Annotated in this window: 16 protein-coding genes and 2 tRNA genes; 10 read left to right on the forward strand and 8 right to left on the reverse strand. The window is 63.6% G+C overall.

Going from position 1 to position 26,560, the window contains the following annotated elements; translation table 11 throughout:
- Positions 1-279 precede the first annotated feature (279 nt).
- Complete coding sequence (locus ACVOMF_RS14695; RefSeq protein ID WP_481509936.1) at positions 280-1,224, forward strand: TraB/GumN family protein; 945 nt, start codon at positions 280-282, stop codon at positions 1,222-1,224.
- A gap of 226 nt (positions 1,225-1,450) precedes the next feature.
- Here the strand turns inward: ACVOMF_RS14695 and dxs are convergent, their stop codons facing one another.
- The 4 genes from dxs to ACVOMF_RS14715 form a co-directional block, all read right to left on the reverse strand.
- On the reverse strand, positions 1,451-3,361 hold the full coding sequence (dxs, locus tag ACVOMF_RS14700; protein ID WP_481509937.1) for a 1-deoxy-D-xylulose-5-phosphate synthase: 1,911 nt from the start codon (positions 3,359-3,361) through the stop codon (positions 1,451-1,453).
- 166 nt (positions 3,362-3,527) lie between these two features.
- Positions 3,528-4,193 carry an HNH endonuclease gene (locus ACVOMF_RS14705; RefSeq protein WP_282266789.1) on the reverse strand — a complete coding sequence of 222 codons (666 nt, stop codon included), beginning with the start codon at positions 4,191-4,193 and terminating at the stop codon, positions 3,528-3,530.
- A 318-nt stretch (positions 4,194-4,511) separates the two neighbouring features.
- Positions 4,512-6,302: an acyl-CoA dehydrogenase C-terminal domain-containing protein gene (locus ACVOMF_RS14710; RefSeq protein WP_481509938.1), complete on the reverse strand. Its 1,791-nt coding sequence runs from the start codon at positions 6,300-6,302 to the stop codon at positions 4,512-4,514.
- Positions 6,303-6,339: 37 nt separating this feature from the next.
- The gene (locus ACVOMF_RS14715) at positions 6,340-6,816 is read right to left on the reverse strand and encodes an LEA/WHy family protein (RefSeq protein WP_481509939.1); all 477 of its coding nucleotides are present in this window, start codon (positions 6,814-6,816) and stop codon (positions 6,340-6,342) included.
- A gap of 185 nt (positions 6,817-7,001) precedes the next feature.
- Here ACVOMF_RS14715 and ACVOMF_RS14720 point away from each other — a divergent pair, with 185 nt between their 5' ends.
- The 6 genes from ACVOMF_RS14720 to ACVOMF_RS14745 all read left to right on the forward strand — a co-directional run bounded on the left by ACVOMF_RS14720 (position 7,002) and on the right by ACVOMF_RS14745 (position 17,094).
- Positions 7,002-10,367, forward strand: a complete 3,366-nt coding sequence (locus ACVOMF_RS14720) for a TonB-dependent receptor (protein ID WP_481509940.1) — start codon at positions 7,002-7,004, stop codon at positions 10,365-10,367.
- 52 nt (positions 10,368-10,419) lie between these two features.
- Positions 10,420-11,007, forward strand: coding sequence for an RNA polymerase sigma factor (locus ACVOMF_RS14725; RefSeq protein WP_313493508.1), 588 nt, complete (start codon positions 10,420-10,422; stop codon positions 11,005-11,007).
- On the forward strand, positions 10,991-11,995 hold the full coding sequence (locus ACVOMF_RS14730; RefSeq protein WP_481509941.1) for a FecR family protein: 1,005 nt from the start codon (positions 10,991-10,993) through the stop codon (positions 11,993-11,995). The genes ACVOMF_RS14725 and ACVOMF_RS14730 overlap by 17 nt, the downstream gene beginning before the upstream one ends.
- Positions 11,992-13,821, forward strand: coding sequence for an amidohydrolase family protein (locus ACVOMF_RS14735; RefSeq protein WP_481509942.1), 1,830 nt, complete (start codon positions 11,992-11,994; stop codon positions 13,819-13,821). The genes ACVOMF_RS14730 and ACVOMF_RS14735 overlap by 4 nt, the downstream gene beginning before the upstream one ends.
- Positions 13,822-13,838: 17 nt before the next feature.
- On the forward strand, positions 13,839-15,281 hold the full coding sequence (locus ACVOMF_RS14740) for an amidohydrolase (protein ID WP_481509943.1): 1,443 nt from the start codon (positions 13,839-13,841) through the stop codon (positions 15,279-15,281).
- Positions 15,282-15,666: 385 nt separating this feature from the next.
- Positions 15,667-17,094 (forward strand): beta-N-acetylhexosaminidase, encoded by a 1,428-nt coding sequence (locus ACVOMF_RS14745; protein WP_481509944.1) that lies wholly within the window; start codon positions 15,667-15,669, stop codon positions 17,092-17,094.
- Positions 17,095-17,490: 396 nt separating this feature from the next.
- On the opposite strand, the gene ACVOMF_RS14750 is transcribed toward ACVOMF_RS14745, so the two are convergent.
- The 4 genes from ACVOMF_RS14750 to ACVOMF_RS14765 form a co-directional block, all read right to left on the reverse strand.
- Positions 17,491-20,160 (reverse strand): TonB-dependent receptor, encoded by a 2,670-nt coding sequence (locus ACVOMF_RS14750; protein ID WP_481509945.1) that lies wholly within the window; start codon positions 20,158-20,160, stop codon positions 17,491-17,493.
- A 67-nt stretch (positions 20,161-20,227) separates the two neighbouring features.
- Positions 20,228-21,445 carry an MFS transporter gene (locus tag ACVOMF_RS14755; RefSeq protein ID WP_481509946.1) on the reverse strand — a complete coding sequence of 406 codons (1,218 nt, stop codon included), beginning with the start codon at positions 21,443-21,445 and terminating at the stop codon, positions 20,228-20,230.
- A gap of 16 nt (positions 21,446-21,461) precedes the next feature.
- Positions 21,462-22,409 (reverse strand): carbohydrate kinase family protein, encoded by a 948-nt coding sequence (locus tag ACVOMF_RS14760; protein WP_481509947.1) that lies wholly within the window; start codon positions 22,407-22,409, stop codon positions 21,462-21,464.
- 60 nt (positions 22,410-22,469) lie between these two features.
- Entirely contained in the window at positions 22,470-23,720 is a 1,251-nt protein-coding gene (locus tag ACVOMF_RS14765; protein ID WP_481509948.1) for an ROK family transcriptional regulator, read from the reverse strand.
- 132 nt (positions 23,721-23,852) lie between these two features.
- Between ACVOMF_RS14765 and ACVOMF_RS14770 the strand changes: the two genes are divergently transcribed.
- From ACVOMF_RS14770 to ACVOMF_RS14780, 3 genes are all read left to right on the forward strand, one after another.
- Positions 23,853-25,712: a glycoside hydrolase family 9 protein gene (locus ACVOMF_RS14770; protein ID WP_481509949.1), complete on the forward strand. Its 1,860-nt coding sequence runs from the start codon at positions 23,853-23,855 to the stop codon at positions 25,710-25,712.
- Between the two features lie 168 nt (positions 25,713-25,880).
- Positions 25,881-25,956: transfer RNA gene (locus ACVOMF_RS14775), tRNA-Ala, on the forward strand.
- Positions 25,957-26,206: 250 nt separating this feature from the next.
- Positions 26,207-26,282 (forward strand) — tRNA-Phe (locus ACVOMF_RS14780).
- The last annotated feature ends 278 nt before the right edge of the window (positions 26,283-26,560 follow it).

Consider the following 26,560-nt stretch of genomic DNA (forward strand, 5'->3'; position numbering starts at 1 on the left):
TGGCGCTGCGCTTCTCGCCGGCGCCGCCCCCCCCCCCCGCTCCGCCCCTGGCCCGCGCCGCCCCCCCCCTCCCCCCCGCCCCGGCGCCCCCCCACTACATGGTTGGCTGGCAATTTATTGCACTTGAAGAACGATGTTCTAACGCATCGATGCAACGAAATGGCTAATGTCGCCAGCCAGATCGTTCCAAGGAAGACAGGTATGTCGGTAGTGCAGGGCTTGCGTGGTTGCTGTCTGTTGATGTGCTTGCTTGCGGGAGGGGTTTCGGCGCAGGAAGTGATGGAAGTGCCTACGGACGCGGGAGCGGCACCGATCCGCGATATGGAGGCGGTCGTCGTCCATGGCGTGCAGCCCGGGCCTGGCTTGTGGCGGGTCAGCAAGGACGGGCATGTGCTTTGGATCCTGGGCACAGTGTCGCCGTTGCCCAACCAGATTGATTGGCGGGCCGATGAGGTGCGAACGGTGATCGCGCGCTCGGGGCAGGTGTTGCTGTCACCCGGTGTGGTGTTTGACGCCGACGTGGGTTTCTTTGGCAAGCTGGCGTTGGCGCCATCGATCTGGAAGGTGATGCGTAACGAAGACGGCGCGGAGCTGGGCGACGTGCTGGCACCACCGCTGTATGCGCGCTGGCGTGCGGTGAAGCAGCGTTACCTGCCGCGCGACGGCGGGATCGAGCGCAAACGGCCGATGTTCGCGGCCGGTGAGTTGCAGGCGGCGGCGATGAAATCCATCGGCCTTGGTCAGAAGCCTGTGGTCTGGCCGGTGGTGGAAGCTGCCGCGAAAGCAGCGGGTATCACGCCTACCTCAACGAGCTGGAAGATCAAGATCGAGGACCCGAAGGCAGCGGTCCGCGAGTTCCGCGAGGGTGGCATGGACGATGCGGTGTGCCTCGAACGGACCGTGGACTTGGTCGAGAACGATCTGCCGACCTTGGTCGAGCGTGCGAATGCCTGGGCAATGGGCGATGTGGAGGCGTTGCGGCGCTCACCGTATGAGGACGCGGGTGCGGCCTGCATGCAGGCGATCACGCAGTCGGGCTTCGTGCGCAATCGCGGTTTCGGTGATCTGAAGGCGGGTGTGCGCCAGCATTGGTTGTCGATTGCGGAAGCCGCCGTACAGCGCAATGAAGAAACGTTTGCGATGTTGCCGGTGGATCGGTTGCTGGAAGCCGATGGCTATCTGGCGGCGCTGCGGGCGCGAGGGTATGAGATTGAGTCGCCCTGAAGAGCAGTTTTGTGGTCTGAGTGCGGAGCTCATGTAGGTAAGGCGGGCTACGCTGTTGCTGATTTGTGGAGCGGCGTAAGCCGCGAAGCTGAGATAGTTCGAACAACCGGTTTTCCCCTCACCGGATAGTGCTTTTGCTTCGCGGCTTACGCCGCTCCCACAAAGAAAAATCCGATGCCAGGGGACTGGCATCGGATTTCGGGATACTCGCTAATTGGAGTCCAGCTCAGCTCGCTGCACTCAAAGGTGCCGTGCTGTCCTGCAGCTTCGGCCAGCGCTTCAGGATGGCGGCGCGAATACCTGCTGCATCAATCCCGGCCTCGGCCAGCAGGTCTTCGCGGCTGGCGTGGTGCTGGTAGCTATCAGGCAGGCCGAGGTGCAGCATCGGCATCAGCACGGCTTCGGCGTTGAGCAGTTCGGAGACGCCCGAACCTGCGCCGCCAGCAACCACGTTGTCTTCAACGGTGACAAAGCCGTCGTGCGTGCGCGCCAGTTCCAGCAGCATCGCCTTGTCCAGCGGCTTGATGAAACGCATGTTGACCACGCTCAGGCCCAGTTCGCGGCCGACCTGCTCAGCCGCCGGCACGGCTGCGCCGAAGGCGAGGATGGCGATGCGGCTGCCTTGCACGCGCAGCTGCGCCTTGCCGATTTCAAGGGTGGACAGGTCGCTGCCAACGGCTGCGCCGGGGCCGGTGCCGCGCGGGTAGCGCACTGCGGCGGGGCCCTTGTACTGCAGGCCGGTGCTCAGCATCTGCCGGCATTCGGCTTCATCGCCTGGCGCCATGACCACCATGTTCGGCACACAGCGCAGGTAACTCAGGTCGAGGTTGCCTGCGTGGGTAGCGCCGTCCGGGCCGACAACACCGGCACGGTCGATGGCGAACAGCACGTCCAGGTCCTGGGTGGCGACGTCATGTACCAGCTGGTCGTAGGCGCGCTGAAGGAAGGTGGAGTAGATGGCGACCACGGGCTTGGCGCCCTGGGTGGCCATGCCGGCGGCCAATGTCACCGCATGCTGCTCGGCGATGGCAACGTCGAAGTAACGCTGCGGGTATTCCTTGCTGAAGCGCACCAGCCCCGAGCCTTCGCGCATGGCTGGGGTGATCGCCAGCAGCTTGGGGTCGGCGGCGGCGGCGTCGCACAGCCAGTCGCCAAAGATGTCGGTATAGGTCGGTTTCTTGGGCGCGCCCTTTTCCGGCAGGCCCTTGCTCGGGTCGAATGGGCCGACGGCGTGGTAGCCGATCTGGTCGTCCTCGGCCGGCTCGTAGCCTTTGCCCTTGGTGGTCATGATGTGCAGCAGGTGCGGGCCCTTGGCGTCTTTCAGGTGCTTTAGGGTCGATACCAGCAGCGGCAAGTCATGGCCATCGATCGGACCGGTGTAATGGAAGCCCATCTGCTCGAAGGCGGTGGAGGGCACGAACATGCCTTTCCACTGTTCTTCCCAGCGCTTCACGAAGCGCGCAGGCGGGCTGTGGCGCTTGTCGCCGAGGATCTTCTTGCCGCTCTCGCGCAGGGCGTTGAGCGTGCGGCTGGCGGTTGCCCGGCCCAGCATCTTGGTCAGTCCACCGACGGCTTCGGAGATGGACATGTTGTTATCGTTGAGGATGACCAGCACGTTCGGCTCGTCGTCCATGCCACCGGCGTGGGCCAGCGCTTCAAACGCCATGCCGGCGGTCATCGCGCCGTCGCCGATCACCGCGATCACCTTGCGGTCATCGCCCTGGCGCTGGCGCGCGATGGCCATGCCCAGTGCAGCGGAGATCGAGGTCGAGGAGTGGCCGACGCCAAAGGTGTCGAACTCGCTTTCCTCGCGCTTGGGGAACGGCGCAACGCCGTCCTTCTGCTTGACGGTGTGGATGCTGTCGCGACGACCGGTGAGGATCTTGTGCGGGTAGGTCTGGTGGCCCACGTCCCACACCAGCTGATCGACCGGGGTGTCATAGAGATAGTGCAGGGCGACGGTAAGCTCGATCACGCCCAGGCCGGCCGCGAAGTGACCGCCGCTCTTGCCCACCGACTCGATCAGGTAGGCGCGCAACTCGCCGGCAATGGCCCCCAGTTCGCTCTCGTCGAACAGACGCAGGTCATCGGGAGTCTTGATGCGCGACAGGCGCGGATAGCTGGCAGAGTCGATCATGGTCTTCGCGTTTCACTCGAAACGGTATTTTCCCCGTCCGGAGAGGGTGGGGCAAGCAAAGCACATCATCAATGAGTGCCGGATGAGGTGGTTTGGCACCAAGCTGAAGGCCGTGTTCAGCCTGGATGGCAGCTTCGCATGAATACGCGAGACCGCAGCGTGGGGCTTAGAGCCCGCGTTGCAAGGCTTTGCGCGGCAACTGCGACTTCAGGAAAGCCATCTGGTCGGCCAGGATGTTGCGGTTGGACAGAATCAGGTGCTCGATCCAACTGGGCCGGTAGGGCACCGCCAGCAGCGGCATGTTGGCCTGCGCCGGGGTGCGGTTGCTCTTGCGCGAGTTGCAGTGGAAGCAGGCGCTGACCACGTTTTCCCAGGTGTCCTTGCCGCCCTTGGAGACGGGCAGGACGTGGTCGCGGGTCAGCTGCGGGCGGCTGAAGTGCTGGCCGCAATACAGGCAGAGCTGGGCATCGCGCGCGAACAGCGCGGGATTGGTGAGGTTGGGCGTGGGATCGATCGCGCGCGAGCGGGCGTGGCCGCGCGAGGCGATGATCGGGTGCAGGTCCATGCCGCTGCGCAGGCCGGTCAGCCGCGATATTGCGCCGTGTACATGCAGGCAGGGATCGCCCATGGTCCAGGCGACGGCGCCGCGTGCATACAGGCAGGCGGCATCCTGCCAGTTGATCCAGTCCAGCACGCGGCCATGCGCATCCAGCGACAGCAGTCGCACGGAGCCGAGGCGGTGGAGGGAGGGCGGAAGTGAAAACCCGTCTGTCGGAGCGGAAGTCCCGGCTCCGGTATCGATCAGACTACGCGGTGTAGTGTCTGTCTCCATCGGGTTAACAGCTTATACACGATGCGTGACAGTTTGTGTAAAGGCGGATGGCGGCCGGTGGTTTTGTGGGAGCGGCGCTAGCCGCGAAGCTGGGGGTGTCTCGGACGCCTGAGAGCTTACCCCTCCCCAGCCCTCCCCTCCGCCTTCGGCGCAAGGGAGGGGGCGAAGCAAGAGCTGCCCTCACCCCAGCCCCTCTCCCGCAGGCGGGAGAGGGGCTTGCAGATCGCAGGCAACTTAATCACTCCCTTCTCCCGCTTGCGGGAGAAGGTGCCCCGAAGGGGCGGATGAGGGGAGCTTTGCCCTGCTTTTGCTGTTGGATCAGTCGCCGAAGCGGACCGAATCCATCGCCATCAGCGAGTCGGCGCCAGCGGCGATGCCGGCGGCGTGGCTCAGGGTGCGCGGCAGGATGCGGGCGTAGTAGAAGCGTGCGGTTTCCAGCTTGGCCTGCTTGAAGGCTTCCGGGTGGCTGGATGCCTGTGCGGCGACCACCGAGCGGGCCCACCAATAAGCCACTGTGACGTAGCCGCTGTAGAACAGGTAGTCCCAGCTGGCCGCGCCCAGTTCTTCCGGATTGGCGGCGGCGCGCTGCAGCACGTCGATGGTCAGCTTGCCCCATTCCTTGGCCTTGCCACCCAACACCGGCAGGAACTCGGCTACGGCCGGGTTGCTGGCGTTGGCGGCGATGAACTGCTCGATCTCGGCCAGGAACAACTTCAGGCCGGCGCCCTGCGAGGCGGCGGTCTTGCGGCCGATCAGGTCCAGCGCCTGGATGCCGGTGGTGCCTTCATACAAGGTGGTGATGCGGGCATCGCGGGCGTACTGCTCCATGCCGTGCTCGGCGATGTAGCCGTGGCCGCCGAATACCTGCTGGCCGTTGTACGTAGCCTCGATGCTCCACTCGGTCAGGCAGGCCTTGACGATGGGGGTGAGGAAACTGACCAGCGTATCGGCGTCGGCACGTGCCTGTGCATCAGCGCTGCTGTGTGCGGCATCGAGCTGGGTGTAAGCGTGTGCGGCGAGCAGGCGGCCACCTTCGGTCAACGCCTTGGTGGTCAGCAGCATACGGCGCACATCGGGCTGGGCGATGATCGGGTCGGCCGGCTTGTCCGGCTGCACGGCACCCTTGGGTGCGCGCGACTGCAGACGCTCGCGAGCATAGGCCAATGCGCCCTGGTAGGCACGCTCGGACTGCGCCAGACCCTGCACACCAACGCCGAGGCGGGCGGAGTTCATCATCACGAACATCGCCTGCAGGCCCTTGTGCGGCTGGCCGACGAGGTAGCCCTGGGCGCCGTCGAAGTTCATCACGCAGGTGGACGAACCGTGGATGCCCATCTTGTGTTCCAGCGCGCCGCAATGCAGTTCGTTGCGCTCGCCCTGCTTGCCGTCGCGGTCGACCTTGTACTTCGGGGTGACGAACAGCGAGATGCCCTTCGGGCCGGCCGGTGCGTCGGGCAGCTTGGCAAGCACCAGGTGCACGATGTTGTCGGCGAGGTCGTGCTCGCCGGCGGTGATGAAGATCTTGGTGCCGGTGATCGAATAGCTGCCGTCGGCGTTCGGCTCGGCGCGGGTCTTGAGCAGGCCCAGGTCGGTGCCGGCGTGCGGCTCGGTCAGGCACATGGTGCCGGTCCAGTTGCCGGCGACCAGCGGCTTGAGGAAGGCTTCCTTCTGCCAGTCTTCGCCGTAGTGCTTGAGCGCTTCAACCGCACCGTGCGACAGCATCGGGAACAGGCTCCAGGCCAGGTTGGCCGAGGACACCATTTCGCTCAAGGCCATGCCCATGGTTTCCGGCATGCCCTGGCCACCGAAGTCCGGCGACGCGGTCAGCCCGGTCCAGCCGCCTTCGACGAACTGTGCATAGGCTTCCTTGAAGCCCGGTGCGGTGGTGACTTCATTGGTGGCCTTGTCGAGCTTGCAGCCGGTCTGGTCGCCAATTGCATTGAGCGGGGCCAGCACGCTGGTGCTGAAGCGGCCGGCTTCTTCCAGCACCGCGTCGATGACGTCGGCGGTGGCATCTTCGAAGCCCATCGAGGCAAACAGGGACTCTGCCTTCAATACGTCGTGCAGGGCGAAACGGAGATCGGTAACAGGTGCTTTGTAGTTGCTCATCAGACGGCTCTCGAACAATGCGGGAACGGATGGGGGATCAGCGCAGCACGCCGGGCAGGCCCGGGGCCTGGTTGAGGCTGTTGCGCGATTTGATGTCGAAACTGCGTTGCTTCTTTTCTTCTGGCGTGGCGCTGACGCTGCCTTCCAGTTCGTAGAACAGCGAGCGGCCACCGGCCAGTGCATCGGCGACGACAATGCGCGCCGAGGACGAGGGCTGCAGGCGGACCTTGATGACGTCGGCCGATTCCGGGCCGATCGACAGCGCCGGGCTGGCGCTGAGCGTGCCGGCGGCTTCATCGCCAACCTTCACCGCCAGCGACACGTTGTCGAAACGCATCGGCATTGAGCTGTAATTGCGCAGGCGCAATTCCACTTCCCAGTTGCCGTCATTGCCGACGCTCAATTGCTGGATGCTGGCGGCCGGTTCGGAGACGCGCTTCACCGGGCCATTGCCGCAGGCGGTGAGTACAAGTGCGAGTACGGCCATCAAGGCGTACTGGGGGCGAAAACGCATGGGGCGTGGTCCTCGGGTACTGAGCTTATCTCCCAAGAATACTACGGCGTATGGCGGCCTGTTGGGTACAGGTCTGCAAGATCAGCGACTATGACGATGGGATGGCGGAACCGCCGCGGTCATGCATCGATTAATGCAGGGGGCAGAGGTTGCCGTCATTCGCGTCATTTTCTGGGGATTCATCCATGCGTTCATTCAAGTTGTTGCCGCTTGCAAGCGCTATCCGCGGCGGTCTGGCAGTTGTGGCGTTGTGCGCCTCCGTTCCGGCGCTGGCAGCGCCACCACAGTTCGATCTTCAGGCCGGCAGCATCGAGGAGGTATTGCCGGAGTTCGCCCGACAGGCCGGCGTGCAGATCATCGCCCCAGCGCATTCAGGTGGCGCGCAGCGCATTGAAGTAGCCGAGTTGAAAGGGCAGATGGAGCCGCGCCAGGCGCTGGCCCGCCTGCTCACCGGTACCGGTCTGAGCGTGGCCTCGGACGATGGCCGCACCATTACTCTGCGCGCGGCCACGCCGATGTTGGCTTCGCTGGGGGGATTGGGTGGACTGGCTGCAGGGCAGGCAGCAGCTCCGGCTGCGCCACAGGAAGCCGCTGAACCCGCGCCGGCAGCGGCCAGCCCCAGCGTCAGCACGCTGGACCAGATTACTGTGGTCGGCAGCCAGATCAAGGGCGCCAAGACCGCCGCGATCCTGCCGGTGGCGACCTTGCAGGCTGAGCAGATCGAGGCCACCGGCGCCGTGTCTGGCGACGAGCTTTACCGCTCCATCCCGCAGATGGGCGATGTCTCGTTCAGTGGCACCAACGGCGGCAACAGCTCCAACTACGCGCGCGGCGACATCGCCTCGGTCAACCTGCGCGGCCTTGGCGTGGGCAATACCCTGCTGCTGATCAACGGCCGCCGCACAGTGGTCCATCCCACCAGCCAGGCCGACGGCAACCTGGTGCCGGTGCTGACCTACAACGCCAATGCGGTGCCGGTGTCCAACCTGCGCCGCGTTGAAGTACTGCTGGACGGCGCGGCCGCCATCTACGGCACCGATGCGGTGGCCGGCGTGGTCAACAACGTGCTGCGCGATGACATGGACGGCGGCACCATCAGCGTGCAGAAGGGCTTCGGTGAAGGCACCGACCTGCGCGATATCGGCGTCAACGGCATGTGGGGCAAGAACTCCGAAGACCTGCGCTCCAATATCACCATCGCCTTCAACTACTACAACACCACCGGCTTGAACTCGCTGGACCAGGACTGGACCAAAAACGGTAACCGTGCGGCCGATTTCCTCGGCACGCCGTTTGAAGGCCTTGCCGGTACCGACAACCGCAACACCAACAGCCCGTGGGGCAACTTCACCGTGGTCGGTCCGCGCGTGTCCAAGAACGGTACCTGGTTGACCACCACCGCCGGTGCTTTCCATGTACAGCCCACCAGCAATAGCGGCTGCGCGGCGACCATTGCCGATGGCCTGTGCGTGCAGTCCGGCAGCAAGGCCACCTCCGGTGCCGACGCCAACCTGCGCGACAACCAGCAGGGCCAATATCCGTTGTCGATCAGCCCGGACGTGCGTCGTTTGAACCTGTTCGTCACCGGCAAGCATGATTTCGACAACGGCCTGTCGTTCTTCAGCGAGGCCGGTGTCTACAACTCGCGTGCCTATAGCCTGCAGAACGGCGTCAACACCATCACCGCGTTGCCGATGACGGTAGCTGCCAATAACTACTGGAACCCGTTCGGCGCGATGTATCTGCCTGACGGTTCGCTCAATCCGAATCGTCTGCAGGGTTTGAACATCGGCGCAAACGGCGTGCCGGTGACCATCACCAGCTACCGCTTCGAGCGGCCGACCCGCATCGAGGTCAACAACACCCAGGTGCGTGCCTTGGCCGGCCTGCGCGGCTTCCATTACGGCTTCGACTGGGAAAGCGCCGCGCTGTACTCGGCGGCCAAGGTCAAGGACACGCAGGATGCAGTGAGCATGTCGCTGTTCCAGCAAGCCCTGGCCAATCCCACCGCATCGGCTTACAACCCGTTCTGCGGCGGCTGCAATGACTGGGACAAGCTGGACCAGTTCTTCTACAAGGCACAGCGCCAGAGCAAGACCGAGCTGTTCCTGTGGGACTTCAAGGCCTCGCGCGCGGACCTGTTCAAGACCTGGGCCGGCGATGTCGGCATGGCCGCGGGCCTGGAAGTGCGGCACGAAACCCAGCGCGATGATCGCGATGCACGCGTCGATGGTTCGGTGACCTTCACCGATGCGATCACCGGCGTTGCCTATCCCAGCGACATGTACGGCGTCAGCCCGACCCCGGATACCTATGGCTCGCGCACCGTCGCCGGCCTGTTCGCCGAGTTCTCGGTGCCGCTGGTATCGCCGGAAATGAACATCCCGCTGGTGCGCTCGCTGGACCTGCAGGTGGCCGGCCGTGCCGAGCGCTACAACGACTTCGGCAATGTCGCCAAGCCGAAGCTGGCGCTGGGCTGGCAGGTGTTTGATGGCCTGACCCTGCGTTCGTCCTGGGCCAAGGGCTTCCGTGCGCCCAACCTGGAGCAGATCAACGCCACGGTGGTGAGCCGTTCCAACACCCGCACCGACTACATCCAGTGCGAGGCGGACAAGCGCAGCGGTGCACAGCCGGCGTTCGCCAACTGCGGCGGCTACAGCTACTCCACCACTGCACGGCGCTCGGGCAACCCGGACCTGAAGCCGGAAACCTCGACCAATACCAGTGCCGGCCTGGTGTTCCAGCCGCGCTTCATCCCGGAAAATTACGGTCGCTTCACCTTCGCCGTCGATTACTACAAGTATGAGCAGGAGGGCATCATCGGCCTGTTCGGCGAAGGCAATGCACTGATCCTGGACTACATGCTGCGCCAGCAGGGCGGTAGCAACTCGGCGGTGGTGCGTGCAGATGCGACCGCTGACGACATCGCCCGCTTCGCCGGCACCGGTCTGGCTGCTGCCGGCAAGGTGCTGTACGTCACCGACCAGTACGTCAACCTGGAGCCGCAGACCCTGCGTGGCGTTGACTACAACTTCAGCTGGAACTCGCCGGAAACCGCGATCGGTCGTTTCGATGTCTCGGTCACCGGTACTCACCTTATCGAGTTCTACCGCCAGCGTTCGCCGGCACTGCAGGCGCTGGAAGATGCCAAGTCCGCGGGGCTGGTGGATCCGTCGATCCGCATCACCGGTGGTGGTGACCTGATCGGCAATGGCGGTAACCCGGAATGGAAGTGGTCCGGCACGCTGACCTGGCGTTACCAGCAGCTGTCGGTTGGCGCGAGCGCGCGTTATGCCAGTTCCTACGTCGAGAATGGCCTGACCCTGGCCGATGGCACGCCGTGGACGGTCAAATCGCAGACGCTGGCCAATGCCTTCGTCAAGTACGACTTCGCACGCGAGGGTTGGCTCAACAACGTGGCGGTCAAGGTCGGTGCCAACAACATCGCCAACAAGCGCCCGCCGATCTCCGACGACGTGTTCGGTTACCCGTCGGGTGTTTACCAAGCCAACCCGCGTTACTGGTACATCAACGTGAGCAAGGCGTTCTGATGCACAAAAACGTTCCATTCCGCCACGCGGCGGGAGCCGGGCAGGTGCCGCGATGAACGCGGCGCTTGCGCGGGAGCGTGCCGGCTGGTTGGCCGAGCACATATTGCCTTGCGAGCCTGCACTGCGGGACTGGCTGCGGCGGCGACTGTCGCTGCGCCAGGATGTGGATGACGTGATCCAGGAGACCTACGCCATCCTCGCCGGCATGGCCGACGTATCGCACATCCTGCAGCCCAAGGCCTATGTGTACTCGGTCGCCCACTCGGTGGTGCTGCAGCAGTTGCGGCGCGCGCAGGTGGTGTCGATCGAGGCGGTGGCCGAGATCGACCGCGTCGCCATAATCGGTGACGAAGTCAGCCCGGAGCGGATGGCGTCGTCACGACAGGAGCTGGCGCGCATAGGCGCCTTGATCGAAAGCTTGCCGGACAAGTGTCGGCAGGCGTTCGTGCTGCGGCGTGTGGAGGGCTACTCGCAGCGCGAGATCGCCGAACGCATGCAGATCAGCGAGAACACCGTGGAGAAACACATCTGCAAGGGAATCCGGGTATTGATGGATTCGATGAAGCGTGATGACGACGTAATGCAGAAGAGTAGTGAGCGGTTCGCCGCGGAAGGAGCAAGGCATGCGCGTCGGCGCTGATGCGAGTATTGATGATGTAGCCGCCAGTTGGGTGGCGCGCGAGGACCGCGCGCAACTCACGGTGGAGGAACGTGCGCAACGTGATGCCTGGCTGGAAGCCGATACGCGCCACTTTGGCGCTTATGCCCGCGCCCATGCAGTGCTGGCGCGTACCGATCGCGCCCGCGCGCTGTCGGCCGGCGAAATAGACCGTGCATTCACCGCCCGCGCGCCACGACGGGCGCGGCGCGTACTGCGCTGGGCAATGGGCCTGGCTGCCGTGGTTGGCGTGCTCGCCATCGGCGTGCAACGCCAGGACGACGGTGCCGAGTATTTCGCTACCCGCAAGGGCGAGATCCTGCGCGTGCCGCTGCAGGACGGCTCGGCGATCACACTGGATTCGGACTCGCAGGTGCGGGTGCAGTTCAGTGCGACCCGCCGTGATATCCACCTGCTGCAGGGCGAGGCCTTGTTCGACGTGGCCAAGAACCCGCAGCGCCCGTTCGTGGTGCGCGCGGAGGAAACCGATGTCACCGCGGTAGGCACCAGTTTCGCGGTCAGCCTCACCGAACGCCGCAGCGGTGGCGTGGAGGTGCTGGTGCGCGAAGGCATCGTCGATGTGACCGATACCCAGGGCGCGGTCGCCCCTGCGCGGCTGGTGGCCAACTACCGCGCGCTGGCCAACCGCAGCCACGGCATCCGCATCGAGGCCGTGCCCACCGATGATGTGGACCAACAACTGGCCTGGCGCGAAGGCATGTTGTCGTTCAACGGCGACACCTTGTCGGTCGCGGCGGCGCAGTTCCTGCGCTACAGCGATACCCGCATCGTCATCGATGACCCGCTGGTTGGCAGTCGCCGCATCGTTGGCTTGTATTCGGCCAGTGACCCGCGCGGCTTCGCCAACAGCGTCGCCTTGAGCCTTGGCCTGGTGGTGCAGCAGCGCGGAGACGTGGTGCGGCTGAGCTCCCCTGATGCTGCGCCGCAGGCGGCGCGGTCCATGCAATGAATCCGGACAAAGACATGCACTACAACAGCAAGCGTGGTTTCGCCTTGGCGGTGCTTACCGCGGCACTACTGGGGGCAGGGCAGGCCAGCGTGGCCGCTACTGCTGGCGACAAGGCTGTGTTGATTCGCGACGCCATGGTGTTCGATGGCACGGGCCGCGCACCTTATGCGGCTAGCGTGCTGGTCGAGGACGGTCGCATTGCTGCCATCGGCGCCGGACTGACGGCCCCCAAGGGCGCACGCGTGGTCAATGCACGTGGCCAGGCGTTGCTGCCGGGTCTGTTTGATCTGCACACGCACTGGACGCCGAACGCCACGCCGTCGGAACTGCCGCAGGTGGCGAACCTCTACATGGCGGCGGGCGTTACCACGGTCAGCGATTTCCACGAGCCGCCGGAGGCCTATGCGCCACGCCGTGCCTGGCTGGCCTCGATTGCCGCGCCTGACGTCAAGTTCGCAGCGCGCATGAGCACACCGCTCGGCCATGGCGCGGATTGGGGTGATGAGAACACCACGCGCTGGGTGAACTCACCCGAGGCCGCACGTGCCGGCGTGCGTGCGGTGGCCGCCTACAAGCCCGACTTCATCAAGGCCTTCACCGATGGCTGGCGCTATTCCAATGCCGCCGACAACAGCAGCATGGACGAGGAAACCCTCACCGCGCTGGTCGACGAGGCGCACAAGAACGGCCTCAAGGTGTTCACCCATACGGTGATGGTCAAGCGCGGCAAGGCCGCCGCACGTGCGGGCGTTGACGTGATCGCGCACAGCGTGCAGGACGGTGCGGTTGACGATGAGTTGATCGCATTGATGCGCGAGCACGGGACCGCCTATGCACCTTCGCTGGCGGTGTATCTGCCCGAGCGCGTCGATGGCAGCGGACGCAACAACGGCAAGCCGGATGTGCTGGCCCAGCGCGAACAGAACTTTGCCAACGCCCTGCATAACGTCAAGACGCTGCACGATGCAGGTATCCCGGTAGTGGTGGGCACCGATGCCGGCATGACCGGCACACCGCATGGCACATCGACCCTGCGCGAACTGGAGCTGCTGGTGCAGGCCGGACTGACCCCGAGCGAGGCGCTGCTGGCTGGTACCTCGGCCAGCGCCAAGGCGCTGGGCGTGAATGATCGTGGCAGCATCGAGGTTGGCAAGCGTGCGGATCTGTTGCTGGTAAGCGGTCGCCCGTGGGAAAGAATCGGCGACGTTCGCAATACGCAGCAGGTCTACGTGGCCGGTCGTCAGGTGCAAGGCAAGGGCGCGGTGTTGCCGGCCGGCAACAAGGCCTTGGCCTTGCCAGCGCAGCCGGTGCAGGCCTTGGTTGATGACTTCGAGCGCACCGATGGTCGTACCGCGCTGGACACGCTGCGCGTGGACGAGGCCGATGGTGGCAATGACCGTACCGCGCAGGTAACCGAGATCGTCGCACGCGAAACCGGCGGCAACGCACTGGCGACCCAGGCCAAGCTGTCCAGCAAGGACACTGCCTTCGCTGCGACGATCCTGCCGCTGAGCCGTGGTTCGGTGGCGCCGGTGGATGCGCGTGCCTATCGCGGCATCCGCTTGGAGCTACGCGGCAGCGCACCGGAATTGCAGCTGGAAGTACGGGCCTTGGGCAATCGCCGCTTCATAGCGCCGCTGCAGGCGGGAGCACAATGGCAGACCTTGGAGATTCCGTTCACCGCACTGCAGGGCCAGCCTCCGTATCGCGCCAAGGCACCCGTGGCGGTGTGGAAGGGCGATGACCTGCAGCAGCTGGTTGTCTCCGGCAGCGGCGAACCCGGCAGCAAGCTGTGGTTCGAGATCGACAACGTCAGTTTTTATTGATGCGTGAGGCTGGCTGGATGAAGACCCGTTATCTGCGTGCCGCGTTGCTGGCAGCACTGCTTCCTCTTGCAGGAACCACGCTTGCCACGGACGTGATCAGTACGCTGGACAGCTACGCGCAGCGGCAGGCTGAGGTTGGCCTGCAGCTTTGGCAGCAGCCCGAGCTCGGCTATCTGGAACATGCATCATCTGCGCTGTTGCAGAAGGAGTTGCAACAGGCAGGCTTCCATATCCAGGCCAATGTCGCCGGCATGCCGACGGCCTTCATCGCAAGCTTCCGCAATGGCAGCAAGGGACCAGTGATCGGGCTGCTGGCAGAAATGGATGCGCTGCCTGGCATGGCGCAGGCGGCGGAGCCGGTGCGCAGCGTCATCGCCGGCCAGGATGCGGGTCAGGCCTGTGGCCACAATCTGTTTGGTGCGGCTTCGGTGGGCGCAGCCCGTGCCTTGGTGCAGTGGATGCAGCAGACCGGTACGCCCGGCGAAGTGCGGCTGTACGGAACGCCGGCGGAGGAGGGCGGTTCCGGCAAGGTGTACATGGTCAAGGCGGGGCTGTTCGATGATGTGGATGTGGTGCTGCATTGGCATCCGTCCGCGGAGAATTCCGCTGCACAAGGCACCACTTTGGCCAACATCAGCGGCAAGTTCCGTTTCCACGGGCGCGCCGCCCACGCCGCCATAGCCCCCGAACGCGGCCGCTCCGCGCTGGACGGCGTGGAAGCCTTCAATTACATGGCCAACCTGATGCGCGAGCACGTGCCCGATGGCACTCGCATCCATTACGTCATCAGCAACGGTGGCGCCGCCCCCAACGTGGTGCCGGATGCGGCCGAGGCGTATTACTACGTGCGCCATACCGACCCGACAGTGGTGCGCGATGTGATCGAGCGCCTGCAGAAGGCGGCTGAAGGCGCCGCAATGGGCACAGGTACCACGGTCGAATTCGAGTCGACCGGTGGCGTGTACTCGCTGCTGCCCAATGACACGCTTGGGCAGGTGATGCAGGCAGCGCTGCAGCAGGTTGGCGGCGTGCAATACGATCCGGCCGAGCAGGCATTCGCGAAGAAGCTGCAGGAGAGCCTGGAAAAGCGCCCAGACCTGCAGATGGCAACACAGCTGCAGCCGTACCTGGCAGACCAGGCAGGCAGCGCATCCACCGATGTTGGCGACGTCAGCTGGAACGTCCCCACGGCCGGCGTCAGTACAGCCACCTGGGTGCCCGGAACCCCAGCGCACAGCTGGCAGGCAGTAGCGGCATCGGGGATGTCGATCGGTTCCAAAGGAGCGTTGAATGCCGCCAAGGTAATGGCCCTGGCCGGCGTGCAATTGCTGCAGTCCCCGGAGCTGGTGGCCAAGGCCAAGCAGGAGTTCGACGAACGTCGGGGCGCAGGGTTCCGGTACGTACCGCTACTACAGCGGGAAGCACCGCCGCTGGACTATCGACGCAAGACCAAGGACTGAAGCAGGCTGTCGTGCGATTGCAATCTTGGTTCTACGCGGGCTTCACCGCTGCGTGGGCACTGTTGCGTCCGGAGTGATGTTGCTGGGTAGCCCATCGCGCCCTCGGGCGGCGACCCGACCCCTCCATCGGGTCGCCGCTCGTGTTTTCAGCAGGAACGTTGGTTCCGAGGTTAAGTGCTATGAGCGTGGGCTGGCCTTGATCGGGACCGTGGTCTGCTTGGTAGCTGCTGATTACTTGGAATGGCTGCAGCGGCCAGAACTGTGCATGATGCGGGGATGTCCCTGCGGATTGCCTATCGCTATGAAGCTACCCTTCAAGCTTGAAATCCTGTTGCTCTGCCTGGTTGCCGTTGTCGGTGTCGGATGCAATCAACGGCCCCCTGCGATGGTTGAAACGAAGGCGCCGTTGACGCATGTCGTGCCCATTCCACAATCCATGGAAGTTGGTGTCGGCGAGTTGCGTTTTTCTGGTGCGGTGTCGCTGAACGGCGACACGGCTGCAGCCAATGCGGGCCGTGCATTGCAGGAGCTGCTGGCAAGCTTGGGTATCCGTACCAATGATGCGGCGGCAACCTCCATCCATCTGCAATTGGTCAATGACACGGCGTTGGGCGATGAAGGCTACCGGCTGGTAGTGGACGACGCCATCCGCCTGAGTGCGCGGACCGATACAGGTCTGCTGTACGGGGTGCAGACCTTGCGCCAGTTGTTGCCGGCGGTCGCCCAAGCGGACTATCGGCTGGCCCACGTCGTGATCAACGATGTGCCAGCCTATCGCTGGCGCGGTATCTCTTTGGATGTCGCCAGGAGCTTCCTGCCGGTGGAGTACCTGGAAAAGCACATCGACCGCATGGCGCTGTTCAAATTGAACCGCTTGCATCTGCACCTGACTGACGATCAGGGCTGGCGTATCGAGATCAAGCGTTACCCGAAGCTGGTGGAGATCGGCGGCGGCAGTGCGGTGGAGGGTGGGCGCGCCGGCTATTACACGCAGGAGCAGCTGAAGCACCTGGTGGCTTATGCGCAGGCGCGCGGGGTCACCATCGTGCCGGAGATCGACATGCCGGGGCACGTGCAGGCAGCATTGGCTTCGTATAACGAGCTGGCCTGTGATGACGTGGAGAATCGCTCCGTCTATTCGGGCGTCGAAGTGGGTTTCAGCGTGTTGTGCCTTGAGAAGCCTGAGGTCGTCTATCCATTCGTCCGCATTGTGCTGGAAGAAGTACTGGCGATCTTTCCTTCCCAGGAAATCCATATCGGCGGTGACGAGATCAAGCACCCGCTTTACGCCGATTTTGTCGGGCGTACTGCTGCGATGGTGGATGAGATGGGGCGTACTCCGGTTGCATGGGAGGAGGGCTCGGTGGCCGATATGAAACCCAATGTCCTGCTGCAACTATGGAACGACGGCTATGCCATCGATGCGGCGGTCGCCAAGGGGCACCCGCTGATTCTTTCGCCCTGTTCGTATGTCTACATCGATCATGGCAACTACGCCGGCCAGCCCGGTGCCGATTGGTGCCGCGCGGAGGGAGTGCCGCTGAAGCGCACATATAGCTTCGACCCAGCACCGTTCAAGACGGCGGTTGGTATCGAGGCGGCGTTGTGGACGGAGTTCGTGCATACAGATGCGGCGGCGGATGCTCGCCTGTGGCCGCGTTTGGCGGCCGTGGCTGAGGTTGCCTGGAGTCCAGCGGGGCAGCGTAGCTATGCGGGCTTCGTGCAGCGCATGGGCGCGTTGCGTCCGCAGCTGGATGCGTTGGGTGTGCGCTACCACCCGGAGCCGGACCTGGGATGGGCGAAGTCCGAGTGAGGCGGTCGAGCTGCCGCCATAGGATCGTGCAATCCGGGTAAGCGCGGTGCGCCCGGGGCTTTCGCGAATAGCTCCCGGGTGCGTTGCGCTTACCTTGGCTACGGTGCTGCCGAGCATGGCTCGGCGCTACAGTTCGGGCCGAGGCTACGGTGTTTGTCGGCTTGAATGGCTCTCTCCCTTCACTGGAAAGGGGTTGGGGAGAGGGTGCGCAGGTAAGGCCCCTGCCGAGCATGGCTCGGCACTACAGGTTGAGCCGAGGGGTAGGGTGGCGTTTGGTACCCTGCTTCGAATCGCACAAGTGGCGAAACCACCCTTGCGGGTGGTTCGCGGTATGACAGCGGTACGCGTGCAAACTGCCTCGTCTTCGTGGGGTTGTGTCAGCGCCTGCTACAGGCCTCAGTAATCGAAGCGAACGCGCAGGCCCACGGTACGCGGATCGTTCCAGTAGGCGCGGATGAAACCGCCGGCATCGTCGGCCCAGTTCTTGGTCATCTTGTCAGTGGCGTTGAGCACGTACAGCTCGGCGCGCCAGAACGAGGGTGACTGCAGGCTCAGGCTGGCATCAACAGTGGCATACGCCTTCTGCCCATCGGAGATATGCGGGTTGTCGATGTTGCGCAGGGTGAAGTACATCTTGTCCTGCCACTTGAAGTTGAACCACGGCACCAGCTCATAGCCATTGCCGAATTTGAAGGTGTGGGAGACGTTGACTCCAGCGGTGAACTTCGGCGTCATCGGCAGGTGGTTGCCGGTGATGTCGTAGATCTGGCGGCCGGCCAAGGTCGGGTCCGGGCCGGTGTAGGGTTCCGGGCAGGGCACCGCGCCGAACTCTTCGCGCACGCCGCAGTTCCACTCGTCGCTGAAGGTCGGGTAGTCCTTGATCTTGCTGTTGATGTACGAGAAGAAGCCGCCGATTCGGGTGTTGGGAGTGGGCAGATAGTCCACTTCCACTTCCAGGCCGGGGATGTCCACCGTGCCGACGTTCACCGTCTGCCACTTCTTGATCACGTCGCAGGTCGGGTCCCAGTCGGGGCAGGGTTCGTTGACGTGGACCTTGGCTGCGTAGAAGTCGCCGGTGACCTGCATGTCCTTGTAGCGGCTGTAGAACGCGGTGACCGACAGGCTCAGACGCTTGTCCAGCAGCAGGCCCTTGTAGCCGATCTCCAGGTTGGTGATGGTCTCCGGCTTGTACGGGAAGAAGGAATACTGCGGACCGGCGGGGCCCTCAAGACAGTCCTTGCCGCCGCAGATATCGTCCTTGTCACCGAAGCCGCCGGCCTTGTAGCCGGTGGACAACGAAGTGAACAGGATTTCGTCCTCGGACAGGTCCTTGGTCAGGCCCAGGCGGTAAGTGAACTTGTTCCAGGAATCGGAGTGGTCGTTCTGCGCAGGCGGACCCCACAGCTTGTACGCATCAATGCCGCCGTACGGCCCCATCTGCTCGGTCAGGTCGCGGCCGTTGTGAGGACGAAAGCCGGGCGTGCCCGGTGTGCCTGGATCGTACTTGCCGTTGTAGTAGGCCGTTGAGGTGGCATCCCAGCCGCCGTACACCTGGCCACCACGGTCGGTCTTGGAGTCACGGCTGTAGCGTGCGCCCAGCGTCGCAGTCCAGGTGGGGGCGAAGTGCCAATCGGCCTGCGAGAAGATCGCTTTGGCGTCGATCTGGCGGTTGGGCTGGTGATAGAACTGGCTGATCGGAAAACCGAAGGGCGCGTTGACAAGCATCTCCTGTGCGTAGTTGATGGCGTTCTTCTCGCGCATCCAGAACAGGCCGGAGACCAGATTCAAGCGCTCGCCCTGATGCTTGAACTGCAGCTCGTGCACGAACGACTTGTACTTGGAGTCCAAGGTGATTGATGTGTTGTCACGCACTGGCCAGACGCCCCAGTCGCCGTCTGCTGTCACCGGCAAGGTGGCGGTGACCTGCGACGGAATCTCGTGGTAGCCGCCATCGTCGTCTGAAATCTGCGAGCGCTTCTGGCTGGCGAAGGCCACGCTGTACTCGATGCTGTTGCTATCGCTCAGGAACCAGTTGAGGTTGGAGCGCACGGTGTCGATCGACATGTCGGTTTTGCCCGGCACATTGATCTTCACGTCCCACTTGCCGCCCTGGCAGGCGAAACGGGTGCCGGCGGCCGCATCGCAATCCTTCATGCCTACCTGGCCGGCACCGGAGTTCTGGAACTTCTCGTAAGACAGCAGCCACTCCACATCGTCCGTGATGGCGAAGCGTGCAGCGATGCGCGCAGCCCATTCGTCGCGGTTGTAGTAATAGTCCTTGCGATCGACTTTGCGGTTGCGGCGCTGGTCGACATCGGGAATGCCATCGGCGATGAAACCGCGCTCGGGAATGTTCACATCGGTGAAGTCCTGCTGCTGGTCGATCCAGCCATCACGTTCGACCTTGGTCGCCGCTACGCGCAGGGCGAAGCGCTCACTGACCGCGAAGTTCTGGATCAGGTTGAACTGGCGCAGGTTGTAGCTGCCCAGCTCCAGCTCGGTGCTGCCGAAGGTGGAATCGAAACGCGGCTTGGCCGGAATGATGTTGATGCTGCCGCCGGTGGAGTTGCGGCCGAACAAGGTGCCCTGTGGGCCGCGCAGCACTTCGACTTGATCCACGTCGAACATCAACGCCAGCGCGCCCTGCGGGCGCGGCGAGTACAGGCCGGCCACATGCAGGCCCACGGCGGGGTCGCCGATCTCGGTGAAGTTGTTGGCGCCGATGCCACGGATGCTCACCTGCACGCCGGAATCCGGACCATTGGCGATCTGCAGGTTGGGCATGCTGCCGGACAGGCCGCGAACGTCGCGGATGCCTTCGCGGGTCAGTGCTTCCTGGGTGACGGCGGTAACGGTGACCGGCGTTTTCAATAGGTCCGATTCAACGCGGGTGGCCGAGACCCGCACTGTCTGCAGGGTGGTCTGGGCGTCGCTGGTTTTGGCTTTGTTTTCTTCATCGGCGGTGCTGGACTGGGCCAGTGCCGGCGCAGTTGCACAGCTGATCAGTACGGCTGCCACCGCGGCAGCGATGCCGGTCGGTCGAACAGCGCTGGGATGCTTCTTCATCGTTGGCTCCTGGTTGTACGGCGACTTGGGCCGGCAGGCCCGCGCGATGGCTGGTACGGCTCCCTGCTCAGGACGAGGCGGGGGATTTTTTCTGCGAGTACAGGGTTTGGTTGCGTACCAGAGGCCTGGCCCAGGCACTGACGCTGAGGATATAAAGCAGGGGGATGAAGACCAGGCACATGCCCGCGCGCAGGCCAAGGTGGTCGGCAACGATGCCTATCAACAGCGGCACGATGGCACCACCGAGAATGCCACTGCACAGAATTCCGGAGAACGCGCCGTGGTGTTGGCTGACCGAATTCAATCCCAGAGAGAAGATCACCGAGAACATCACTGACAAGAAAAAGCCCGCAGCCGGAAAGGCCAACAGAGAGACGGCAGCAGGGCCGAAAAGGGCAAGTGCAAGGCAGGCGATGGCCAGCGTCGAGAAGATCGCCAACACCACTTTTGAATCCAGTAGTTTCAGCAGGCCCAGGCCAGTCAGGCAGCCCAGCGACATCAAGCCCCAGAAGCGGCTGACGGCGATTGCACCTTGTTCAGTAGCGGATATGCCGTGGTAGCTGTGCAGGAACTGCGACATCCAGTTGGCGATGGACTGCTCGGTGCCTACATAGGCAACGATGGCGAGGAAGAACAGGCGCACATCGCGGCGTCGCAGCAGGCTGCGGTAGGCTTCGCGGCTGCCGGCGCGCTCGTCGTCCTGCAGTTCCACTGCCGGTAAAGGTAGCTTGTAGTTGAGCAGGGCCAGCAGCACGAAGGCAGCACTGAAGTACCAATAGAAGTTCAGCCAGGCCAACGGCTGGCCTTCCACACCCGGTTGCTGCATGTACAGGCGGAACGCCAGTGGGCTCAGGAACGAGGCCAGGCCGAATACCAGCTGCGCCATCACCGAGAAGAACGCGAAGTGCTGCTCGCCAGCGGCGGTGCGCATCAGTGGATTGATCACCACCTGCAGCAGGGCCATGCCAAGGCCGATTACGAACAGGCCGCCAACCACCGAGACATAGCCCGGCATCAGCGCGATGGCCAAGGCACCGGTGAAGTTCAGGGCGAAGGCGGCGAACAGGGTGAAACGGGTGCCGCGTACTTCGATCAGCATGCCGCCGGGGATCGAGATCAATCCGTAGGCGAGGAAGAAGGAGAACGGCATGAAACCGGCCATGGTCAGGCTCAGCTTGAAGTCCTGGATGGCGATCGGCATCAGCGGCCCGATCAGGTTGGTAATGAAGGAAATCGCGAACCAGATCAGGAGGATGTAACCGATGATCACTGGCCGGTGCTTCATGGTCGTGGCTCCGGGGTCAGGGATACGACTGCAGGCAATGGGAGAGCTCGCCGGCAGCGATGCTCTTGCGGGGAAAACGCGGCAGGATTGCAGCAGCAGTGCGGCAGCCAGCCGCCAGCGCGTCGTGCAGATTGGCGTGGTTCAAAGAGGCGGCGAGGTAGCCGGTATTGAAGCTGTCGCCCGCACCCACGGTGTCGAAGATGTCCGGGGTCAGTTCGGCCGCGTAGCGGATGGTTTGGCCATCGGCATGGCCCAATGCGCCGGCAGCGCCCAGTTTCACGATCAGCTGGGCACCGGGCTTGAGCTTGCTGGCAATGTGCTGCACGGCGGGCTCCAGATCATGATTGCCGGCGATGCTCGTCAGCTCCAGCTCGTTGAGTAGCAGGTGGTCGCAATGGGCAAGCCAGCTTTCCACTTCCTGCAGCACCTGCGGTGTCCAGCCCTCCGGCGGCCAACCGGTATCCATCGCCACCTGGTAACCCTTGGCTGAGGCTTGAGCCAGCAGCAGGGCGTAGTGGTCGCGCAGGCCTGGCAGCAGGAACGGGGCGGTGAACAGGGCGATGCTGCCGGGCGCGGCCGGCGGCAGATGTTCCATCACGAAGGCCGGGTCCAGATGCTGCAGATGCCCGCAACTGGTGAAGAACGTGCGTTCGCCATCGGCATGCAGCAGGCCGACCGACATGGTGGTATCGCTGGCGCAGGTCTGCAGGTCGACGCGGATGCCGGCCAACTGCAATAGCAGCCACTGGGCGAGGTCATCGTCGCCGATGGCGCCGATCAGGCGAGGGCTGAGGCCGAGGTGGCGGGCGGCGATGGCGGAGTTGGCAGCGGAACCACCGGCGCGCAGCTCGCTGCGCGGCAGCAACTGTTCGGTGCCGATCCGGGGCCATTGGTTCAACGTGCCCAGGACCAGGTCCACGCTGACATCGCCGATGATGCTGAACTGGGGCTGATTTTGCGTCATGGGGCGACTATAGGCACCCCGAATCGGCACTGTCAATAAAAATATCCAGTGGAAGTTTAATTAAATTCGACGTCCTCCATTGGCCAGCCGATGGCCGAGGAGTTCGGCTGCCTGTACTTCGGGCTGATCGTCCTTCTGCACGCCCTCTAGGCGGGGCGACAGCAGTTCGTGGATGGGCAGGACCGCCGCGCCCAGCAATGAGCAGTCTTCTTCGTGCCTGGAGATCATCACGCGCGGCAGTTCCGGCGAGGGCCGGCCGCGTACCGAGCGATGCAGGGGCTGGGCCAGGTCGACCAAGCGCTGCACCAGCTTCTGCGGGGCGGAGCCGCCAATGACGATGGTCTGCGGGTCGAGCATGTTCTCGATCATGCAGATGGCATCGCGCAGGCGTTGGGCTGCCTGTTGGCACCAGTGCTGCAGCGGTAGATCGTTGGGGTCGTCAAGGCGGTCGAGCAGGTTCAGGGTGTGGATCTGGCCGTCGTCCAAGCCCAATGCTTCGGCAAGCGAATGCAGGGAAAGGTAACGTTCCAGGCAGCCCTGGTTGCCGCAATAGCAGGGCGTACCGCCCGGGACGACCGGCACGTGGCCGATCTCGGTGGCATTGCCGTCGGCACCGCGGTAGGTGTTGCGGCCAACGATCAGCGAGCCGCCCAGGCCCATGCTCAGGTGCAGGTAGAAGAAGTTGTCCAGGTGCTTGGCGACCCCGTACAGGGTCTCGCCCAGCGCGCCGGCAACGCTGTCGACGCTGTGGAACAGTGGCAGACCGGTGGCTTCCTGCAGCTGATCGAGGATGGACAGGTCCTTCCAGCCTTCCAGTGCGGTGGGGCCGACAAAGCTCAGCTCGGTATCGCCGAGCGGGCCGGGCAGGGCGACGCCTATGCCCCAGAGGCGGGCGCTGGCCTGTTTGCGCAGGTTGGCTACGAGTTCCATCAGGCCGGCGAGGAGTTGGTTGCGATCGCATCCCTGCAGTTGCACCTCGCAACGTGCATCGATCTGGCCCACCAGGTTGACCAAGGCACCCGAGGCGCGGCCTGGCTCGAGGCTGATGCCGATCGACTGGCCGGCGTCGGGGTTGATCTCGAAGGCGATGGGCGGCTGGCCGCGGGTTTTGAGGTCTTTCTGCCGGCGCGAGACGATCAGGCCGATCGTCTCCAGCTCATTGGTAATGTTGGCCACCGTCTGCGGACTGAGTGAGACCTTTTCCTGGATGTCCTTGCGCGAAGCTGCGCCCTGCTGGCGGATGAAATCCAGCACGAGGCGGCGGTTATAGGGGGCGCTGGATTGCTGGGTGGCGCCGCGGCCAATATTCATAGGCGTTGAAACCGCTTGAGCATAGGGAGAGGGGAGATAGCTGTATTATTCATACATCCATGTGAAGTATTTATTGACGACAGATGGCTGCATGGCTAACTTGCGATGCCTAGTCTATCCGGAACCGTGCCGATGACCGCTTTGCCGCATTCCCGCAAGACCGGTGTTCTCGTGGTGGCCGCCTTGGCGCTGGCCCTGTCTGGCCTGCTGCAATCACCCAAGGCCTTGGCGGCGGAGCCGAAGACCACCGTATCGGTGAGTCTGCCAACCGAGCCGCTGCTGGTACAGCTCAACCAGGTGGCGCTGGAGCGGCGCGGGCCGAAGCTGGCCATCGTCGAATATGCAGGCAGTGCGGATGAGGGCAGCTATACCGTGCTGCGCGACGGCAAGCAGGTCGTCAGCGGCAAGTTGCAGGCCTTGCCGTCATTCACCGAATGGAGCCTCGGCAAGCGTTACTTCAGTGCCGATTTCTCCGATGCTGAGCTGGCCGGGCAATACCAGGTAGATGTGCGCATCGGCAGGCAGCATGCGCAGTCGGCAACGGTGCCGGTGCGTGACAACGCCGTCTTCGCTACGACTGGCGCGCAGTTGCTGAGCTATTTCCAGCGCAGCCGCCATATCGATGACGCCGATCGCAACATCCGCATCTTCCAGACCTCGCGCAAGGTCAATGTCTGGGGCGGCTGGCAGGATGCGGGGGGGGACAAGGGCAAGTATCTGTCGCACCTGGGCTATGCCAACTATTTCAATCCGCAGCAAGCCTCGATGGCGGCCTGGGTGTTGGCTTATGGTGCACATGCGCGCAAGAGCCTGTTTGCTGCACAAGGGTTGCAGACGCAGGTCGAGGACGAGGCGTTCTGGGGTGCGGACTATCTGCACCGCATTCTCGATGACGAGGGCTACTTCTACACCACGGTATTCGACCAGTGGGGGACGCCGGGTGCCGAGCGCATGGTCACAGGTTACGAAGGCATCGCTGGGACCTACACCACGCTGTACCGTTCGGCATTCCGTGCCGGTGGCGGGATGGCCATCGCCGCGCTGGCGCGGGCTTCCATGCTGGCCAGACAATCTGGTCGGCACGGCGAGTTTGATGGTGCGCAGTATCTCGCCGATGCGGAGCGCGCATATGCGCACCTGCGCAAGTTCAATCCGCAGTACGGTGCCGATGGCAAGGAAAACATCATCGACGACTACACCGCGCTGATGGCGTTGGTGGAGCTGCACAACGCCACTGGTGCGCAGCGCTATCTGGATGATGCGCGGATGCGTGCGATCAGCTTGATCCGGCGGCAACAGGCCGATGGTGGCTTCATCAGTGATGGCGGCAGTCGGCCGTACTATCACGCCGCTGAGGCTGGCCTGCCAGTGATCAGCCTGTCCGCCTATGTCGACATCGAGCCGGAGCAGGTACGTCGCGAGCGCGCGCTGCAGGCTATTGGATCGGCGCTGAAGCATGAGTTGGCCATGACCCAGTCGGTTGCCAACCCCTACGGTTATGCGCGCCAGCGCTTCCAGCTGACGCAGGATGGCAAGGCCGCAGGCGAGGTAATGGAGGGTTTCTTCATCCCGCATCGGAATGAAACCGGCTATTGGTGGCAGGGTGAAAGCGCGCGACTGGCCTCGCTCAGTGCGGCGATGGTCATCGGCAGCCGCAAGCTGGCGGCCCATGGCGCTGCCGGCTATGGCTTGTCTGCTGATCGTGCCCGCTACGCGCAGGACCAGCTCGACTGGACGCTGGGCCGCAACCCCTACGGCATCTCCATGCTCTACGGCTTCGGCCAGAAGAACCCGCCGATCGTGATGGAAAGTGCTGGCGAGATGTTCGTCGGCGGCATCTCCAACGGCATCACCGGTGCGCTGGACAGTGATCGCGGTGCAGGCATCAGCTTCGCGCCAGGACCGGACTCGGAGCAGTGGCGCTGGGTGGAGCAGTGGATTCCGCATACCACCTGGATGCTGTTCGCGGTGATGGCGACGAGTGAAGGTTGAGTTGTTGGCGGCTGAGACGCTGGAGCAGAATCAAAAGCGAATGCGGGAGACAATGCGAGGCTGGGTGACAATCTGCCGCTTGGGTGTTGCCTGGATTGCGGTTGAGAGGGACTGGTGGCGGTCCAGTGGCGAAGGCGGCAATGCCGCGCTATGCTCGGCTCACCGTGTGGGGCGGTAGCTCAGCTGGGAGAGCGTCGCGTTCGCAATGCGAAGGTCGGGAGTTCGATCCTCCTCCGCTCCACCAAGTCTTCAAGCAAAGAAGCCGCATCGGATGAAGCGGCTTCTTTGCGTTTTTGCGCTGGGAATAGGTGGTTTGGCGATTTTTTCGCCATGCGGCTGAGCGGCTTCTGCATCTGAAGCCTCGCTGCACAAGGCATTTCGAGGAATTTTCGGCGGATGTGAAAATTTTTGTGAAATTGGCTTGCCGAAACCGAAATAGCTCCGTAATATACGCCTCCTCGACGGCAGCAACGCCGACGAAAACAAAACAAAGTGGCCGAGTAGCTCAGTTGGTAGAGCAGGGGATTGAAAATCCCCGTGTCGGCGGTTCGATTCCGTCCTCGGCCACCAAAATTTCAAGGGCTCGCAGAAATGCGAGCCCTTTTTTGTTGTTTGTTTTGCAGTGGATTTGTGCCGGTTGCGATTGTGGTGGTGCTTTGCGTTTGCGGTTTGTAGGAGCGGTGTAAGCCGCGAAGCTGGGGTTGCTTAAATTGCAGGAAGAGACTGCGATCTTTTGGGTCGTTTGCTTCGCGGCTTACGCCGCTTGTGTCTGCCAGCCGGGTAGATTGTGGTTGAGAGCGGAGTGCGGCAGCCCGTTACGTCGCGGTGCCCAGAAGCACGTGTAGGAG

It is taken from the genome of Stenotrophomonas sp. STEN022 (genome assembly GCF_056760155.1).

What these genes read in the sequence shown, in the direction of transcription:
- ACVOMF_RS14695 (WP_481509936.1), top strand. Translation starts at nt 280, where the DNA reads ATGGAAGTGCCTACGGACGCGGGAGCGGCACCGATCCGCGATATGGAG.
- dxs (WP_481509937.1), bottom strand. Translation starts at nt 3,361, where the DNA reads ATGATCGACTCTGCCAGCTATCCGCGCCTGTCGCGCATCAAGACTCCC.
- ACVOMF_RS14705 (WP_282266789.1), bottom strand. Translation starts at nt 4,193, where the DNA reads ATGGAGACAGACACTACACCGCGTAGTCTGATCGATACCGGAGCCGGG.
- ACVOMF_RS14710 (WP_481509938.1), bottom strand. Translation starts at nt 6,302, where the DNA reads ATGAGCAACTACAAAGCACCTGTTACCGATCTCCGTTTCGCCCTGCAC.
- ACVOMF_RS14715 (WP_481509939.1), bottom strand. Translation starts at nt 6,816, where the DNA reads ATGCGTTTTCGCCCCCAGTACGCCTTGATGGCCGTACTCGCACTTGTA.
- ACVOMF_RS14720 (WP_481509940.1), top strand. Translation starts at nt 7,002, where the DNA reads ATGCGTTCATTCAAGTTGTTGCCGCTTGCAAGCGCTATCCGCGGCGGT.
- ACVOMF_RS14725 (WP_313493508.1), top strand. Translation starts at nt 10,420, where the DNA reads ATGAACGCGGCGCTTGCGCGGGAGCGTGCCGGCTGGTTGGCCGAGCAC.
- ACVOMF_RS14730 (WP_481509941.1), top strand. Translation starts at nt 10,991, where the DNA reads ATGCGCGTCGGCGCTGATGCGAGTATTGATGATGTAGCCGCCAGTTGG.
- ACVOMF_RS14735 (WP_481509942.1), top strand. Translation starts at nt 11,992, where the DNA reads ATGAATCCGGACAAAGACATGCACTACAACAGCAAGCGTGGTTTCGCC.
- ACVOMF_RS14740 (WP_481509943.1), top strand. Translation starts at nt 13,839, where the DNA reads ATGAAGACCCGTTATCTGCGTGCCGCGTTGCTGGCAGCACTGCTTCCT.
- ACVOMF_RS14745 (WP_481509944.1), top strand. Translation starts at nt 15,667, where the DNA reads ATGGTTGAAACGAAGGCGCCGTTGACGCATGTCGTGCCCATTCCACAA.
- ACVOMF_RS14750 (WP_481509945.1), bottom strand. Translation starts at nt 20,160, where the DNA reads ATGAAGAAGCATCCCAGCGCTGTTCGACCGACCGGCATCGCTGCCGCG.
- ACVOMF_RS14755 (WP_481509946.1), bottom strand. Translation starts at nt 21,445, where the DNA reads ATGAAGCACCGGCCAGTGATCATCGGTTACATCCTCCTGATCTGGTTC.
- ACVOMF_RS14760 (WP_481509947.1), bottom strand. Translation starts at nt 22,409, where the DNA reads ATGACGCAAAATCAGCCCCAGTTCAGCATCATCGGCGATGTCAGCGTG.
- ACVOMF_RS14765 (WP_481509948.1), bottom strand. Translation starts at nt 23,720, where the DNA reads ATGAATATTGGCCGCGGCGCCACCCAGCAATCCAGCGCCCCCTATAAC.
- ACVOMF_RS14770 (WP_481509949.1), top strand. Translation starts at nt 23,853, where the DNA reads ATGACCGCTTTGCCGCATTCCCGCAAGACCGGTGTTCTCGTGGTGGCC.